Raw genomic sequence first — 16,135 nt, forward strand, 5'->3', positions numbered from 1 at the left:
ACCAATAATTTAATTCCTCTATTAAAGATTTATTTTAGTAGATTATGGATAATCCATTCTATATCATCCCTACTTTATCACGCACTGCACATATTACCAACCTATATGTACAAAAAAGAAAAAGAAAATTTACAAAAGTAAGATTCCCGTTAAATTATTAACAAAAAAAAGAGGATATCCTCTAAAAAATTGATGTTATCAATCTTTTTGGACATCCTCTTATCTCATTATTTATACGTGTTTTTTCATATCATCGGCAACAGATTCAACATTTGTACCTACGATAACTTGTACACTTGTATTACTTAATTTCATAACACCTTTTGCACCAGCACGTTTTAATGCTGCTTCATTTACTTGACCAGCATCTTTTACTTGTAAGCGTAGACGTGTTGCACAGTTATCAATAACTGTTAAGTTTTCTTTTCCGCCTAAAGCTGCTACGTAAGTTTCACCAATTGAACCTGCAACTGGTGCATCACCATCTTCAACTAACTCATCGTCATCTTCACGACCAGGAGTTTTTAAATCGAACTTCTTAATTAAGAAGTAGAATACTATGAAATAAATTGCTGCGTAAATTAAACCAATACCTGCTAGTAAGACTGGTTTTGTTGCAATACCGAAGTTTAAAGCGTAATCGATTGCACCGGCACTAAATGAGAAACCATCATGAATGCCAAGCGATGTTGTAATGAATAAAGAAAGACCTGTTAATACAGCATGAATACCATATAATACTGGTGATAAGAACATGAATGAGAATTCAATAGGCTCTGTAATACCAGTTAAGAATGAAGTTAATGCTAGACCAGCTAACATACCAGTAACTGCTTTACGCTTTTCTGGTTTAGCAGCTGCAATCATTGCGAAACATGCTGCTGGTAAACCGAACATCATAACTGGGAAGAAACCAGTCATAAACATACCTGCTGTTTTGTCACCTGCAAGGAAACGAGCAATATCACCATTAACAACATTACCTGCTGCATTTGTAAAGTCCCCAAATACAAACCAGAAGTATGTGTTCATTACGTGGTGTAAACCAATTGGGATTAATAAACGGTTTAATAAACCAAATAGTCCTGAACCAATTGCACCTAAATTAACAATTCCATGAGCTAATGCATCAATACCATTTTGAATTGTTGGCCAAATTTGTGCAAATAGAATTCCTAATATCAGCATCACAACTGATGTAACAATTGGAACGAAACGTTTTCCAGCAAAGAAACCTAACCATTCTGGAAGTTTAATCTTATGGAATTTATTATAAAGAAGTCCTGCTATAACACCAACAATAATACCACCTAAGACTTTCATATCTACTTTAGTCGATAATTCAGCAGCCTTAGATACTTGTGTCATTGTATCCGCAAGCTTAGATGGATCTACATTTGCGCTATTACCTATTAAATCTTGGACTTTACCTAATTTACCTTGTAATTCAGCAGTTGAATATCCTTTGCTAAGTGCATCAATACTATTTTTCATAACAAGATAACCAATTGCACCTGCAAGACCTGCTGCACCACTACCATCCACTGAAAGACCGATTGCAATACCAATTGCAAAAATAAGTGCTAAGTTATCAAAAACTGCTGCGCCGGCCTGTGCCATAACAGGAATATCAAATACATCTGGTTGCCCTAAACGAAGCAATAATCCTGCTGCTGGTAGTACTGCGATCGGAAGCATTAAAGCTTTACCAATACGTTGTAAAAACTGCAACATTTTAATTCCCCCTAATTAAATTTATGAAATCGTTATCATTATAAGTACGCTTTAGAAAACGCTTTCTATTACATAACCATAATAACATATAGTTGTATAGATGTGTAGTTTTTATTTCTGAACTTTTTATGGATAAATCTCCTATTTCCAAACTGTTATATAAAAGGAAAATTCTCCTTTTTAAAATACAGAATACTCGAAACGAAAGACCTATTATAGCACATTGAACTTTCGTTTTATCATTCCACTTTTTCATGTTATTATTTATTTCCGAGCATATCGGGAAAAGTAAACTTAGTTAATTCAAAATAGGAGCGTTGGTACTATGCAGTGCATTGAAACAAACAACTTACAACAGTTGTTAGAACAAGTAAAACCATATACGAAAAAAGGAAAACTTGCTACTTATATCCCCGAACTAGGAAATGCAAATCCAGACGATTTAGGGATTGCCATTTTCCATAAAGAAACAGAATATATCCATGCAGGCAACTCACAAACACTATTTACTCTTCAAAGTATTTCCAAAGTAATTACACTTGCCCTTGCCCTTTTAGACCGTGGTGAAGAATATGTATTTTCTAAAGTTGGAATGGAACCAACGGGTGACCCATTTAATTCTATTATTAAGTTAGAAACGACAAGTCCGTCCAAACCCCTTAATCCAATGATAAATGCAGGAGCTTTAGCTATTACAAGCATGTTAGCAGGAAAAGATAACGAGGAAAAAATGGAACGTATTCTTCATTTTGTACGTGAAATAACAGATAATCCTACTATTAATTATTCCTCTAAAGTTGCCGATTCAGAACTAGAGACAGCTTACCTAAACCGTTCACTTTGTTATTATATGAAACAAAACGGAATTATCGATTGTGATATTGAAGAACTTATGGATTTATATACTCGTCAATGCGCAGTTGAAGTAAACTGCATCGATTTAGCACGTATCGGCTTAATTTTTGCAATGGATGGATATGATCCATATAAGAAAAAACAAATTATCCCTAAGCATATTACAAAAATTTGCAAAACATTTATGGTCACATGTGGTATGTATAACGAATCTGGTGAATTTGCAATTCGTGTTGGTATTCCTGCAAAAAGTGGTGTAGCCGGTGGTATTTTTGGCTGCGTAAAAGGAGACATGGGAATCGGTATTTTCGGACCAGCTTTAGATGCAAACGGAAATAGTATTGCCGGTTTTAAAATCCTTGAACTTCTTTCTGCTCAAGAAGGTTGGAGCATTTTTTAATTGCGAGTTATCCTGCTATACTAGCAGGATTTTTTATTTCGCCAAAACCTCACTTTTGTCAGTTATCAATCCTCTTACAAAAACAGTGCTGAAAGTTTCTCTATATCATGCATATTTGTTCCCCCCTCCTGAATAATATAGTACAACCTAGCGCTATATGTGGAGGTGTGAAAGATGAAACTAATATTTCAAATGGGAAAACAACCTGTTCTAGAAAAAACAATCCTTCTTTTTATACTGAGTATTGTAGAAAGCTTGAAGTTAAAAGTTGTTTCACTCGACGAAGCTCACCGATACATATTCAATTTAGAAGTACTTGAATTATTAATGGATCGGAACATCGATGATCAAGTACTTGAACTTATTCATTTCGGGATGGGACTTGAAGACATTTATCATGTGCTTCCTGAAGAACTTGAGCATACGATTGAGGAATTAAAGTGGCTTTGCATTCAAGTATTAAGTGAGTACAGTATGCATGAAGAATCCGAACAATTAATTGAAGATATACGGTAAAAAAGCACCTATGTAGGTGCTTTTAATGTTTTTTTAAACTATTTTTATACGCCTCAATATTTACTGGTAGCTCTTCCTCTTCCAAAGTATGTTCATTTACATCTTTATGAATGAACGCACCTTTAGGTGGTTGATGATCATGCCCTTTTTTCTTATGATCAAATGCTTTCCCGCGTCCCATACAAATCCCCCTTTCTTAAAAGAAATCCGTATTAGTATGGAGAAAAGTACGTCGATATATGCAATCTCTTGCTGTATTTCCAAGGAAATACTCGAACCTTGTTTTCTACTCTCCTTACAACAACTGATCGATCCCAATAAGAATTAATAACACTCCTGCGATAACTGTCGCCCATTTCCCTAAGTATTCTGCTAAAAATCGTTTTCCTACATACGCAAAACCACTAATACAAATAAAACTAAACACCCCAGAAATAGTCGCTGTAAGCCAAAGATTTAAATTTGTTACCCCTGCATCAAATCCACCTGCAATATTATTAATAGACAACGCAACTCCTAAAACAATTGCTTCTGAGAAACTAATTGTTTTAGAACCATCAAAATCTGCTTTTTCCGGATCACGTAAAATTCCCATAAGTACATTATCATCTTTAGAACCTGCAGTATTTTTTTGGCCCAAGAAAGGCTGACATAAAATAAACACACCGATTATCCCTAAAACGATTGCTCCAATCAGATTTGCTGTAAACTCTGAAATAAATAACGCAATCCAGTTTCCAAAAAATCCAGCTAGTAAAGTAAATAAAAATCCAAAGAATGCGATGATAAAATTGTTAAACCACGAAATACGAATTTTACGAATGCCATATGCAATTCCAACACCTGCATTATCTAAATTAGAAGCGATCCCGATTAAAAAAATTGAAAATAAGCCTACCGTACTCATAAATAGTCACCCCTTTTTCTCACTTTTCAATGCATATTATGAAAATGTTGAGCAACTGTGCCTGTCTGTTTCATATACTTGTAATAAATGCTCAATATTTTTTCAACACTAAAAAAGGAGTGCCTACACTATGGCTAATGAAAACCCGAATGATCGGCTTGGCAAATTAATAAAAAAACTTTTAAAAGAACGCGCCTTATCTATGCGCCAACTAGGAATACTTACAAATATTGATCCTGCAACAGTCTCAAGAATTATTAATGGTAAACAACCACCAAAACAAAAACATCTACAAAAATTTGCAGAATGTCTTCAAGTTCCACCCCAATTGTTATTTGATGAAATGTACCCTGATTCTCCTCACATTAATAAAGAAAAAACAGATATGTACACATCTCTTGATACCATTCAGCAAACGCTGCAATCCTCTAACTTATTCGATTTCGATTACACTACAACTCGCGTAAAACAAGAACTCGAAAATTACGAACGCTATGCTCAGACAACAGAAGGCGAAAAACGTATTCATGACAGTTTCGCAAGCAAATTAGAGCAAATTGATAGTGCTGGTCCTTTTATTGAACAATTAACAGATATGTATCAACAATTTTGCAATGAAACCATTTCAAAAGAAGAACGTGCAGTTCTTGGAAGCGCATTACTGTATTTCATTTTATCGACGGATATTATTCCCGACTATCTCTTTCCAATTGGCTATTTAGATGATGCGATCGCCGTTGAATTAGCAAAAGAGAAATTACTTGAAATAAAACGAAAGACATAGCAAAATAAAGAACTATTTCAGTTGTTTATTTTCACCTCTGAAATAGTTCACTAAAAAATCGTACAAGTATACATACTCGTACGATTTTACTATATAAATCTATTTTTTCGTGTGGCAGCATTCATATATAAATGCTGTTATTACTTTTGTAAATTCAATTAACTGTTCAATTTCAACTTTCTCATTTACAGAATGTGCTTCTTCTAATGTACCTGGTCCATATATAATCGCTGGAATATGAAACTCACTAAACCAACCGCCATCAGTTACCGTTGCAGACATATCTAAAATTGCATTTTTTGATAAAATAGACTCGTGTACTGAGCTAAGTTTTTTTACAGCTGCATGTTCCCTATCTACTTCTAATGAAGGGAAAATTTCACCACGATCTACAATCATTGATTCTCCGCCCCACTTAAATTGTGGCGGATTTTCACTTAACCATGGATCGGCAGCTGCTACCTTTCCAATATATTCTTCAATTTCTTTTATTATTTGTTCATGTGTTTCGTTCGGATAGAAGTGCACTGTTATCCATAACTGGCACTCATCCGCAATAAACGCCGCATGCCTTCCCCCCTCAATAACAGCTGGATTAATTGTTGTTGTTCCAAATGGATAGCCTTCATATGTTTTCATGACTGCCCAGTGACGCTCTAATTCTTGTAAGCTCTGCACAATTTTCATCATTTTTTCAATCGCACTCGCTCCAAATAAACGTCCTCCAGCATGGATCATTTGTCTGCGCGTTGCATCATGAAACGTTTGCGGACTTTTCACTGTAATCCATCCAGTAATGACACCACCTTGCCCTTGCATATGCAAATCACTCGTATCCACTACGACTGCAAAATCAGCATCGTAACCTCGCCTGCAGCATTGAAGTGTTCCTGCCTCTCCAACTTCTTCCCCTATTACTGATTGAAAGATTAAATCTCCAGGTAATTCAATACCAGCTTCTTGTAAAAGTTGAATGGCAAATAGCGCTCCAGCCAGCCCACCTTTCATATCTGCTGCGCCACGTCCAACTAACCAGCCATCTTTTATAAATGGATCAAATGGATCTGTTTCCCACGCCTCATCTGCTGACACTTCAGCTACATCCATATGCCCATTAATAATAAGACTTTTATATGAGTCACTTTTTATTCCTTTTTTTACCCCAACAACGTTCGGATCATTCGGATATACATCCCATTTATTAATACTAAAATTTCGTTTTCTTAAAAACTCTGCAACAAATTCTTGCGCTTCATTTGTATTTCTCGCTGGCGGTGCTGGTGTTTCAAAACGAATTAATGTTTTTGTAAGTTCTAACAATTCCTCTTTCCTTGAATCTATTTGTTTTAACAACTGCGAAATTTCTCGATTCATCGCTAATTCCCCTTTGCATACATAGTATGTTTCCAGCTTTATTTTCACAAAAAAAGAGACTGTTTACAATTTTACAGTCTCCTAATTGATCACTATTATAAACTCTCTACTTCCGTTGTATTTGTCTTTTCAATATGCTCTACATTACTTCCCTTATTTCTTGTAGCACGATAAAACAGTAAACAAACAATCATAAATGGAATACCACAATACAATGCCATTCTTTGTTCTGGAATAAAGGCCATGCCAACGATTACTGTTACATTTAATACTAACGCAAGCAGTGGTACGAATGGATACAGCGGTGTTTTAAATTTCAGGTCTTTGACATCCCCGCCCTGCTTTATGTATGACCTTCTAGCTAATAAGTTAGATAGAGCAATAGATGCCCAAACTAGTATCGCTCCAAATCCAGCGATAGAAAGCAGCCATAAATAAACTGTATCTTCCGCATAAATACCTGATAATAATGAGAGACAACCTACAATTGTGCTTACAATCAATGCATAAATAGGAACACCGTTTTTAGATAACTTACCAAAAATCGGACTAATCATTCCTTGATTAGACATAGACCATAGCATACGAGAAGTTGCATATAATCCTGAATTCGCAACGGATAGAACTGCTGTAATAATAACGAAATTTATAATATCAGCTGCATAAGGAATACCAATTTTATCAAATACAACTACAAATGGACTTTCTATTACTCCTGCTTGCTGCCAAGGGAATAGTCCAGCAAGAATAAAAATAGATAGTACAAAGAAAACAAGTATACGCCAAACTGTATTGTTAATTGCCTTCGGGATCGTTTTCTCTGGATTTTCACTCTCACCTGCTGCAATACCAACTAGTTCTGTTCCTTGGAAGGAAAAATTAACAGCAATCATCGTAATTAAAATAGCGGATAATCCATTTGGAAACAATCCACCATAATCAGTAAAACTAGAGAACATTGGTGCTGGTTCATTTCCTTTCATATCTAGAAAACCAAACATTGCTGCCCCGCCCAAAATAATAAATGCAATGATTGTAATTACTTTAATACTTGCAAACCAAAATTCCACTTCCGCAAAACTTCTTGAAGATAACGCATTAATAGCAAAGAGCAGTACCGCGAACACTACACACCAAATCCATGACGGTACATCAGGAAACCAACGTTTCATCAAAATACTAACTGCAATTAACTCAATACCTATCGTAGCAGACCAGTTTAACCACGACATCCATCCCACTACATAACCTGCTGCAGGGGAAATATGCTTTGTCGCATACGTTTGATAAGACCCTGCATCAGGCATCGCAACAGCTAATTCTCCAAGACAGAGCATCGTTAAATACATTACAAATCCACCGACAAGATACGCTACAATTGCTCCTCCAGGTCCAGCCTCATGAATCGTATAACCTGACCCTAAAAAAAGTCCTGTACCAATAACTCCACCGAGTGCAATCATAAATATGTGCCTACTTTTCAATTCTCTTTTTAATCCTTGGTTTTGATCCATCATATAAATCCCCCCTTTTCACTTTGCCAACCCATTTAATGTAAGCGTTTTTAAAAGTATTCAGTGTAAAAATAATGATTTAAAAGAGCAAAAATACACGTCACTTACATTAATCACTGCCTGTTACTAAAAGGTCATCCCTTACTGTTATTAATAATTTTTGATCAGCAATAGCTTGTCCTTCTACTACTTCTAATGATTCAATATAACCACTGATCCCTATCTTAATTTCTACTTTCTGTTTATCTATTGTTTCAATTAATGCTAATTTCTCCCACTCGTATACGTAAGAACTTTCCGTCACAAATAACTTCTCTACTTTTCCATAACAAGGACTATACACACCTTCTATAACTGTCTTCACTTTATAAATTCCTCCCTCTTATTAATTGACACCAAAACGTTGTATATCCTGTAAAAATTCATATTCTCCCCTCTAGAGATTTCGAATATTATTTATGCAAAATACGTACCAAGTCTCTGATTCATATATTAAATGAGAGTTTCACACAAAAAAGTGTGCACAACCGCAAAATTTTTCTATCATTTGAAAAGTTTTAAGAGAAAAATAGCAAAAAAATTTTGCGGTTTTATAAGAATTTTAATAAAATTATAAAAAGTCAGTCTTCATAGGGTGAAATGAGGAGAAGATAATCTATGCGTACAGAAGAAATTAATTTAAAACAGATCGTTGAAATGAATATGCTATATGAAACTTTACTCAATGAGCTCGATATCGGGATTCATATTATTAATGAGGAAAGTAAAACGATTATCTACAACCGCAAAATGATGGAAATTGAATCAATGGAACGCTCAGATGTATTATATAAAAGTCCTTTAGAAGTATTTGCATTTGAAGAAAATAAAAATAGTACTCTTATAGAGGCATTAAAATTAGGAAAAACAAACAAAAATATAAAACAAACGTATTTTAACAATAAAGGACAAGAAATTACAACGATTAACGATACTTTCCCTATAATAGAAAATGGAAAAATTAAAGGCGCTATTGAAATATCAAAAGAAATTAGTCACTTAAAGCAAACGATAAAAATGGGTCCTTCTCGAAAACAAAGCACCAAATTTACCTTTGATCACATAATTGGTGATTCTAAAGCCATTCAATCAATCATTACAGAAGGAAAAAGAGTAATTCGTACATCTTCCTCCATACTTCTAGTAGGAGAAACAGGCACTGGTAAAGAACTATTTGCACAAAGCATCCATAATGAAAGTCAGCGTTCAACAAAACCCTTTATTTCACAAAACTGTGCCGCTATACCTGATACCTTAATGGAAAGCCTACTATTTGGCACAAATCGAGGTGCCTTTACAGGAGCAATAGATAAATCAGGCTTATTCGAAGAAGCGAACGGAGGAACTTTGTTATTAGATGAGATTAATTCATTAAGTCCAGCACTTCAAGCGAAGTTACTGCGAGCTATACAAGAAAAAACAATAAGAAGAATCGGAGGCACACAAGAAAAAGAAATTGACGTTCGTATTATAGCAACTATTAATGAAGATCCTCTTGAAGCTATTACACACAATCGATTACGAGAAGACTTATATTATCGATTAAGCGTCGTTACTTTATGTCTTCCGCCTTTACGTGAACGAAAAGAAGATATTCCGGCTCTTGTTCAGCACTTTATCGAAAAATACAATATTCAATTCGGACTTAGTGTAACAGATGTAGATGTGCATGTAAGAGAGTTTTTATATGCATATGATTGGCCTGGAAACGTAAGAGAATTGGAACATATCATTGAAGGTTCAATGAATTTAGTTGAAGATGAAAACATCATTACAGCGTTTCATCTTCCCACTCGCTTTCGCGAACGAATAAAAAAAGAATTCAATATGCAACCTTTCTTAACTAATAACGATACTGATACGCCTAAAACGTTAAAGCACACAATAGAAGAAATGGAAAAAAACTACATCAATCAAATTCTAAAAGAGTATCACGGGAATATCTCACAAGCTGCAAAATTTTTAGGATTAAGTAGACAAAACTTACAATATCGAATTAAAAAACTGCATTTACACATATGAAATGAAACTTGGATGAGTGGATTGCTAGCCCTAATCAATTCGACTTTTATTGCTTGTTAATGCAGCATAAATCTGCTTTAACATACAAATAAACACTTGGTAAAATATGCTACAATAAACATATAACATACTAGAAAGGAGCGATATATATGAGTAATGATAACAAATTAAAGTTATTACAATACTTAGCCTTCTTCCCTACCATTGTATGTATGATGTTACTAATTGATATAAACGCCTATCCTTATGCAAAGCTATTAGCAACAATTAGTGGCTCCTTTGTAGCTATTATGCTTGCTGCTTTTTGGAATTTGAAGCTACGTATAAAAAACGAGAAATCTTCGTAATACAAAAAAAATCGAGCTACTTAGCCCGATTTTTTTATTTGCCATTAAAACTCAACATTCTCTAAATACAACCCACTTGCCTCAGCAAGACAATTAATTTGATTGCGCTGCTTTTCCTCTAAAATGTTTGGAATTGCTTCAGCATCTAATTGTCCTAATCCAACTTCAATTAATGCCCCGACAATTTTTCTTACCATATTATGAAGGAAGCCGTTACCACTTACTCTAATTTGTACAAACCCTGCCTCTTCCATCACATCAAGTGTATATACTTCTCGAACCATAGATTTTTTCTTTGATTTCGCATTTGAAAAAGCAGTAAAGTCATGTGAACCAATTAAATGTTTCGCAGCTGCTTTCATGCTTTTCACATTTAATTTTTTATTCACATGCATGCTGTATTTACGCATAAATGGATTTGTATGCTCTTCATTCCAAATTTTATACAGATATGTTTTTGCTTTAGAATTGTAACGAGCATGGAAACGATCATGTACTTCTTCCACATTCGTAATGCTAATATCATTAGGTAAATATTGATTTAAATATTTTTTCACTTTATGTTCCACTAACTTCTCATCACTTTGAAAGTTAGCAACTTGATTCAAAGCATGTACACCAGCGTCTGTTCTACTACAACCGATAATTTCAATTTCTTTTCCGACCATTTCAGATATGACACTTTCGATTTTTCCTTGAATTGTATTATCGTTATTACCGAGACGTTGCCATCCTTTAAAACGTGCGCCATCGTACTGAATCGTTAATTTATAATTATGCATAATATTCTCCTTCATAGAAAATATTCCCTCATACCATGAGGGAATATTAATAAACTTTACTTTCTAACAAGCTTCACTACATTTTCTACGTGAGCTGTATGCGGGAACATATCAACTGGTTGCACATACTCCACTTCATAGCTCTTCATTAATGCTTGTACATCACGTGCTAATGAAGAAGGATTACAAGACACGTACACAACTTGTTTCGGCTTCACTTTTAAAATTGTTTCCAGTAATTTATCATCGCAACCTGTACGTGGTGGGTCGACAACAATTACATCTGGACGCCATCCTTCTTTTACCCATTTCGGTAACCATTGTTCAGCTTTACCTGCTTCATATTTCGTATTTGTAAATCCGTGACGCTTTGCATTTTTTCTTGCATCTGCAATCGCTTCTGGAATTACATCCATACCACGTACTTCCGCTGCATCATTTGCAAGCCAAAGACCGATTGTACCAACGCCACAATACGCATCTACAATTTTCTCATCGCCTGTTAACGCAGCGGCTTTTTTTGCTTCATTATATAAAACAACGGTTTGCTCTGGATTCAACTGGAAGAACGCACGTGCTGATAATTCAAATGATAAATCACCAAGTGTTTCTTGAATTACTTCTTTTCCAGCTAATTTAAATGTTTTGTCGCCAAAAATAACAGATGTTTTACGCCAGTTTACATTTTGCATAATTGATTTAACCGCTGGCATCTGTTTTTGTACTTCTGCAATAAATTGTTCTTTATTTGGTAATTCTTCTTTTGTTGTAATAAGTGTAACTTGTACTTCACTTGTTTGAACTGCAGTACGTGTTACAATTGTGCGTACTAAACCTTTTTGTTTTTTCTCATTGTAAATAGAAACATTTAATTTTTCTAAAATACGTCTTACAACTTTTGTCGCTTCATTCGTTGCTTTATGTTGAATCATACAGTGAGCGATATCAATTAACTGATGTGAGTTTTGTTTATATAGCCCTGTAATAACCTTTTCGTCTTTACGCCCCACTTGTAATTGACTCTTATTACGATAATGCCATGGATTTTCCATGCCAAGCGTTGGACGAATTTTCTCTTCCATACTATTTTTCATGTACTTCTCAAATGCTTGTACAACGATATCACGCTTTTGATTCAATTGTTCTTTATAATCTAAATGTTGCAGCTGACAACCGCCACACTCCTCATATACTGGACACGGTGCTTTCACACGATGCGGTGAAGCTTTACGAACTTTTTTCACTTTCGCTTCAGCGAAGCCACGCTGAATTTTCGTTGTTTCTGCAACAACTTCTTCTCCTGGTAATGCCCCTGGAATGAAAACAACTTGTCTCTTAAAATAACCAACGCCTTCTCCGTTAATCCCAAGACGTTTAATTGTCACAGGAAACGTTTGACCAACTTCCAACTTACTCTCATGTTGCTTTTGTATCATTATTACACCTCTACTCTATACTTTTCCATAAATATAACGCTGCATAACTGCAGTATGGTTCACACTCTTGTTTCAATTTTTCTAAAAATGCATCATCAGGTTTATCATCTAATTGAAATATACCTTGCACTGCACGCTGAATCCCAATGTCCGCTTTCGGGAACATATTTTTCCGTCCAAGCCCAAACGTTAAAAAGTTTTGCACTGTCCATGCACCAATTCCCCTAATTGGCAACAATTGTGCTGAAATGTCTTCTTCCGTCCCATTTTCTATACTCGCTAAATTTAATGTACCACTGACAATACTTCGACCTAATCCTACTATATATTCAGCCTTTCGCTGACTAAACTTCTGCTCTCTCAATTCTTCTATTGAAATATTTGCTACTATTTCCGGAGTGGGGAAAAAGAATACACCGTTCTTCTCTGTTCCATACCGTTTCACAAATTGTTCTGTTAACACAGTAGCAAATTTCAAATTTATTTGTTGGTGAATGATACAGCGAAGCAGACAAGCAAAATAATCAAATTCTAAAATAATTGGAGTATAAGCATATGTTTCAAATAGTGGACGTAATGATGTGTTTAAAAAATGATTTTGTATATCTTGAAACGGTTCATTCCAATGAAAAATGGCTCTCATTCGTTTCATGACTTTCTCTGGATCTCCTGTCTGACTAGAAATCCAAAACTGTGGATTTTGAACAGTACCAATCCCTTGTAAGCGAACAACAACCTGTTCCTCGTCGATACAAAGCGGGATATAAATAACTTTCTCATCTAATTGAATGACGTTAAGAGGATCAAAAGATAAACGTTTTAATACTTCTTCAAAATGATACGGATACTCTAACGTAACATGCTCGCTCCACATACGTTTCCCCATCCTTTTTACACATCATTATAGCATGAGAAAACCGTAAGCATACATGCTTACGGTTGATTGCCTTTTACTAAGTCATCTAGACTTTTAAAATGATACCCTTTCTCGCGCAAATCATCAATGATTTTTGCAAGTGCTTCTGCATTATCTTTTGATATTGCATGAAGTAATAAAATAGATCCTGGATGAATCATCGTCATAACATTATTATGCGCATATTGCCATCCTCTTTGCTGATCCACTTTCCAATCCAAAAATGCAAGTGACCAAAATACATTATAATAGCCCATTTCTTTCGTAAGAGCTAACGTTCTTTCACTAAATACACCGCGCGGAGGACGTACATATTTCACTTCTTTTTGCCCAGCTACTTTTTTAATTTCTTCTGTTACACTCGTTAATTCTTCACGAAGTTTCTCATCATTTACCGCTGTAAAATCAGGATGACTCCAAGAATGGTTTCCAATAATGTGTCCTTCATCCTTCATTCTTAACAATAAATCTTTTTGTGTTTTAATGTAATGTCCCGTTACAAAGAAAGTTGCTGGTACTTTTTTCTCTTTTAATACATCTAATATTTTCCCTGTGTATCCATTCTCATATCCATTATCAAATGTCAAATAAATATCTTTTTTCTTCGTATCTCCTAAATAAAACCCGCCATTTTTTTGTAGTAAATCTGTATATAACTTTCCTGCATCTGGTACTGTTTCATTTTTAGGACGCGGGATTCCCCAGTTATGTGGAGTATTTGTATAAGCCAGTGCTGAAACTGGAACAAGTGCCATCATAATTGAAAAAATGAGACCGATATATAACCATTTATATTTCATAAATAGTCTCCTTTCCATATATAATCGTACTTGTAGTTTCTGTTGCAACGCATTCTTTCATGCTGAACATGTTTTTCTATATATACCAAAAAAATGCATCTCGAATCATTCGAGATGCATTTTTTATTTACTTAAATACTGGCTCTTTAAAGCTAGCTAATTTTTCAAGTGATGTTTTATCAACATCTGCATGTAAGCTATTACCATGAGAGTCCATCGTTACAACTGCTTTAAACCCGTCGATACGTAAATGCCACATTGCTTCTGGAATACCAAATTGTAAGAAATCAACATCTTTCACTTCTTTAATACATTCAGCATAATATTGCGCTGCACCACCGATTGCGTTTAAATATACACCGCCATGTTCTTCTAAAGCCGCTAATGTTTTCGCACCCATACCGCCTTTTCCAATGACAGCGCGAATACCGAATTTCTTCATAATATCGCCTTGGTACGGTTCTTCACGAATACTTGTCGTTGGACCTGCCGCTTTAATTTGCCAATTGTCATTGTCATCTTTCACAACAACTGGACCACAGTGGTAAATAATTTGTCCATTTAAATCTACTGGACAATCATTATCCATTAAATGCTTATGGATTGCGTCACGACCCGTATACATCATGCCATTAATTGTTACAACATCACCAACGCGAAGTTCACGAATTTGCTCTTCTGTAATTGGTGCTTCTAATATAATCTCACGTTGCTCTGTTTTTTCTTGTACTTCATGCTGAAGTGTATCTTCCCCTTCTTGATATAGCCAATCCATAATGTCTCCTGTTTCAGGATGGATTTTCACACCAAGGCGACGATATGCCCAGCAATTATACGCAACAGATACATAGAAACTAGCTGGCAAACGATTATAGACGCCAATTTTACAACCAAGTAAAGTTGTTTCTCCGCCAAATCCCATCGTACCAATGCCAAGCTTGTTCGCATTTTCTAATACGTACTCTTCAAGATGTTGTAACTCTGGTACTGGATTGACATCATCTAATGTACGGAATAATTGATTTTTTGCTAATTCATAACCTGATGTGCGGTCTCCCCCGATACCAACACCAATTACACCAGCGCTACATCCTTGCCCTTGTGCTTGATATACTGCATGAAGAAGGCATTTACGAATCCCTTCTAAATCACGGCCAGCTCGTCCAAGTCCTTCTAGTTCACACGGTAAGCTATATTGAATATTTTTATTCTCACAGCCACCACCTTTTAGGATTAAACGTGCATCAATATAATCTTTTTCCCATTGTTCAAACTTAATCACCGGCGTACCTGGTCCTAAATTATTTCCACTATTATCTCCAAAAAGAGAATCAACAGAATTGGGACGAAGTTTACCATCTTTTGTCGCCCGCTCAAGCGCATTATAGATAGCTTCCTTCAACTTTAATTGATTCACACCAACTGGTGTATAAATTTTAAACGTTGGCATCCCTGTATCTTGGCAAATCGGCGAGATGTTATCATCAGCCATTTTAATATTATTTGTAATTGTGCCAAGTGCCATCGCAGAACGAGTCCCTGCATTTTCTCGCTCTTTCGCTTGTTGAATCGCACGACGAACATCTTTCGGTAAGTTCGTTGACGTTTCAACAATTAGTTGATACATGCTTTCTTGAAGCTTTTCCATTGTTACTTCCCCCTCAATTGTGAACGCTACCAAAACGTTATGAGCTGAAAATTCAATTGTT

The 16,135-nt window shown here is 35.3% G+C and carries 16 protein-coding genes and 1 pseudogene; 5 read left to right on the forward strand and 12 right to left on the reverse strand.

Translation table 11 applies throughout. The annotated features are described in order from the left end of the window. Positions 1–231 precede the first annotated feature (231 nt). Both nagE and QO049_RS30740 read right to left on the reverse strand, forming a co-directional pair. Positions 232–1,734, reverse strand: coding sequence for an N-acetylglucosamine-specific PTS transporter subunit IIBC (gene nagE, locus QO049_RS12790; protein ID WP_000938900.1), 1,503 nt, complete (start codon positions 1,732–1,734; stop codon positions 232–234). A 141-nt stretch (positions 1,735–1,875) separates the two neighbouring features. Further along, a pseudogene (locus tag QO049_RS30740) lies at positions 1,876–1,990 on the reverse strand (transcriptional regulator). A 69-nt stretch (positions 1,991–2,059) separates the two neighbouring features. Between QO049_RS30740 and glsA the strand changes: the two are divergent. Together glsA and QO049_RS12800 are read left to right on the forward strand one after the other, a co-directional pair. Continuing rightward, positions 2,060–2,989: a glutaminase A gene (glsA, locus tag QO049_RS12795; RefSeq protein WP_001149850.1), complete on the forward strand. Its 930-nt coding sequence runs from the start codon at positions 2,060–2,062 to the stop codon at positions 2,987–2,989. 174 nt (positions 2,990–3,163) lie between these two features. Beyond that, positions 3,164–3,505, forward strand: coding sequence for a DUF3969 family protein (locus tag QO049_RS12800; RefSeq protein ID WP_000766604.1), 342 nt, complete (start codon positions 3,164–3,166; stop codon positions 3,503–3,505). Between the two features lie 22 nt (positions 3,506–3,527). On the opposite strand, the gene QO049_RS12805 is transcribed toward QO049_RS12800, so the two are convergent. Both QO049_RS12805 and ytaF read right to left on the reverse strand, forming a co-directional pair. Beyond that, positions 3,528–3,686 carry a hypothetical protein gene (locus QO049_RS12805; RefSeq protein WP_000532409.1) on the reverse strand — a complete coding sequence of 53 codons (159 nt, stop codon included), beginning with the start codon at positions 3,684–3,686 and terminating at the stop codon, positions 3,528–3,530. A gap of 114 nt (positions 3,687–3,800) precedes the next feature. Continuing rightward, complete coding sequence (ytaF, locus tag QO049_RS12810) at positions 3,801–4,412, reverse strand: sporulation membrane protein YtaF (RefSeq protein WP_000108728.1); 612 nt, start codon at positions 4,410–4,412, stop codon at positions 3,801–3,803. 130 nt (positions 4,413–4,542) lie between these two features. On the opposite strand from ytaF, the gene QO049_RS12815 reads away from it, so the two are divergent. Next, positions 4,543–5,196: a DUF1232 domain-containing protein gene (locus tag QO049_RS12815; protein WP_001262772.1), complete on the forward strand. Its 654-nt coding sequence runs from the start codon at positions 4,543–4,545 to the stop codon at positions 5,194–5,196. A 99-nt stretch (positions 5,197–5,295) separates the two neighbouring features. Here the strand turns inward: QO049_RS12815 and QO049_RS12820 are convergent, their stop codons facing one another. The 3 genes from QO049_RS12820 to QO049_RS12830 all read right to left on the reverse strand — a co-directional run bounded on the left by QO049_RS12820 (position 5,296) and on the right by QO049_RS12830 (position 8,448). Beyond that, positions 5,296–6,570, reverse strand: a complete 1,275-nt coding sequence (locus tag QO049_RS12820) for an acetylornithine deacetylase (protein ID WP_246961842.1) — start codon at positions 6,568–6,570, stop codon at positions 5,296–5,298. A 95-nt stretch (positions 6,571–6,665) separates the two neighbouring features. Beyond that, positions 6,666–8,087, reverse strand: coding sequence for an amino acid permease (locus QO049_RS12825; protein WP_000969250.1), 1,422 nt, complete (start codon positions 8,085–8,087; stop codon positions 6,666–6,668). 106 nt (positions 8,088–8,193) lie between these two features. Continuing rightward, positions 8,194–8,448 carry a biotin/lipoyl attachment domain-containing protein gene (locus QO049_RS12830; RefSeq protein WP_000859489.1) on the reverse strand — a complete coding sequence of 85 codons (255 nt, stop codon included), beginning with the start codon at positions 8,446–8,448 and terminating at the stop codon, positions 8,194–8,196. Positions 8,449–8,741: 293 nt separating this feature from the next. Between QO049_RS12830 and QO049_RS12835 the strand changes: the two genes are divergently transcribed. Further along, positions 8,742–10,145: a sigma-54 interaction domain-containing protein gene (locus tag QO049_RS12835; protein WP_001258455.1), complete on the forward strand. Its 1,404-nt coding sequence runs from the start codon at positions 8,742–8,744 to the stop codon at positions 10,143–10,145. A gap of 149 nt (positions 10,146–10,294) precedes the next feature. Next, positions 10,295–10,492, forward strand: a complete 198-nt coding sequence (locus QO049_RS12840) for a hypothetical protein (protein ID WP_284489287.1) — start codon at positions 10,295–10,297, stop codon at positions 10,490–10,492. A gap of 44 nt (positions 10,493–10,536) precedes the next feature. On the opposite strand, the gene truA is transcribed toward QO049_RS12840, so the two are convergent. The 5 genes from truA to fumA form a co-directional block, all read right to left on the reverse strand. Further along, positions 10,537–11,274, reverse strand: coding sequence for a tRNA pseudouridine(38-40) synthase TruA (truA, locus tag QO049_RS12845; protein WP_000553117.1), 738 nt, complete (start codon positions 11,272–11,274; stop codon positions 10,537–10,539). A gap of 56 nt (positions 11,275–11,330) precedes the next feature. Further along, the gene (gene rlmD, locus QO049_RS12850; RefSeq protein WP_284489288.1) at positions 11,331–12,710 is read right to left on the reverse strand and encodes a 23S rRNA (uracil(1939)-C(5))-methyltransferase RlmD; all 1,380 of its coding nucleotides are present in this window, start codon (positions 12,708–12,710) and stop codon (positions 11,331–11,333) included. A gap of 10 nt (positions 12,711–12,720) precedes the next feature. Continuing rightward, positions 12,721–13,584 (reverse strand): DNA-3-methyladenine glycosylase family protein, encoded by an 864-nt coding sequence (locus tag QO049_RS12855; RefSeq protein WP_284489289.1) that lies wholly within the window; start codon positions 13,582–13,584, stop codon positions 12,721–12,723. A 59-nt stretch (positions 13,585–13,643) separates the two neighbouring features. After that, on the reverse strand, positions 13,644–14,426 hold the full coding sequence (gene pdaA / locus QO049_RS12860) for a delta-lactam-biosynthetic de-N-acetylase (RefSeq protein ID WP_284489290.1): 783 nt from the start codon (positions 14,424–14,426) through the stop codon (positions 13,644–13,646). Between the two features lie 127 nt (positions 14,427–14,553). Then, positions 14,554–16,074 (reverse strand): class I fumarate hydratase, encoded by a 1,521-nt coding sequence (fumA, locus tag QO049_RS12865; protein WP_246961836.1) that lies wholly within the window; start codon positions 16,072–16,074, stop codon positions 14,554–14,556. Positions 16,075–16,135 lie beyond the last annotated feature (61 nt).

The sequence above is a fragment of the Bacillus sp. RB3 genome (assembly GCF_030164735.1).
Lineage (GTDB): Bacteria > Bacillota > Bacilli > Bacillales > Bacillaceae_G > Bacillus_A > Bacillus_A cereus.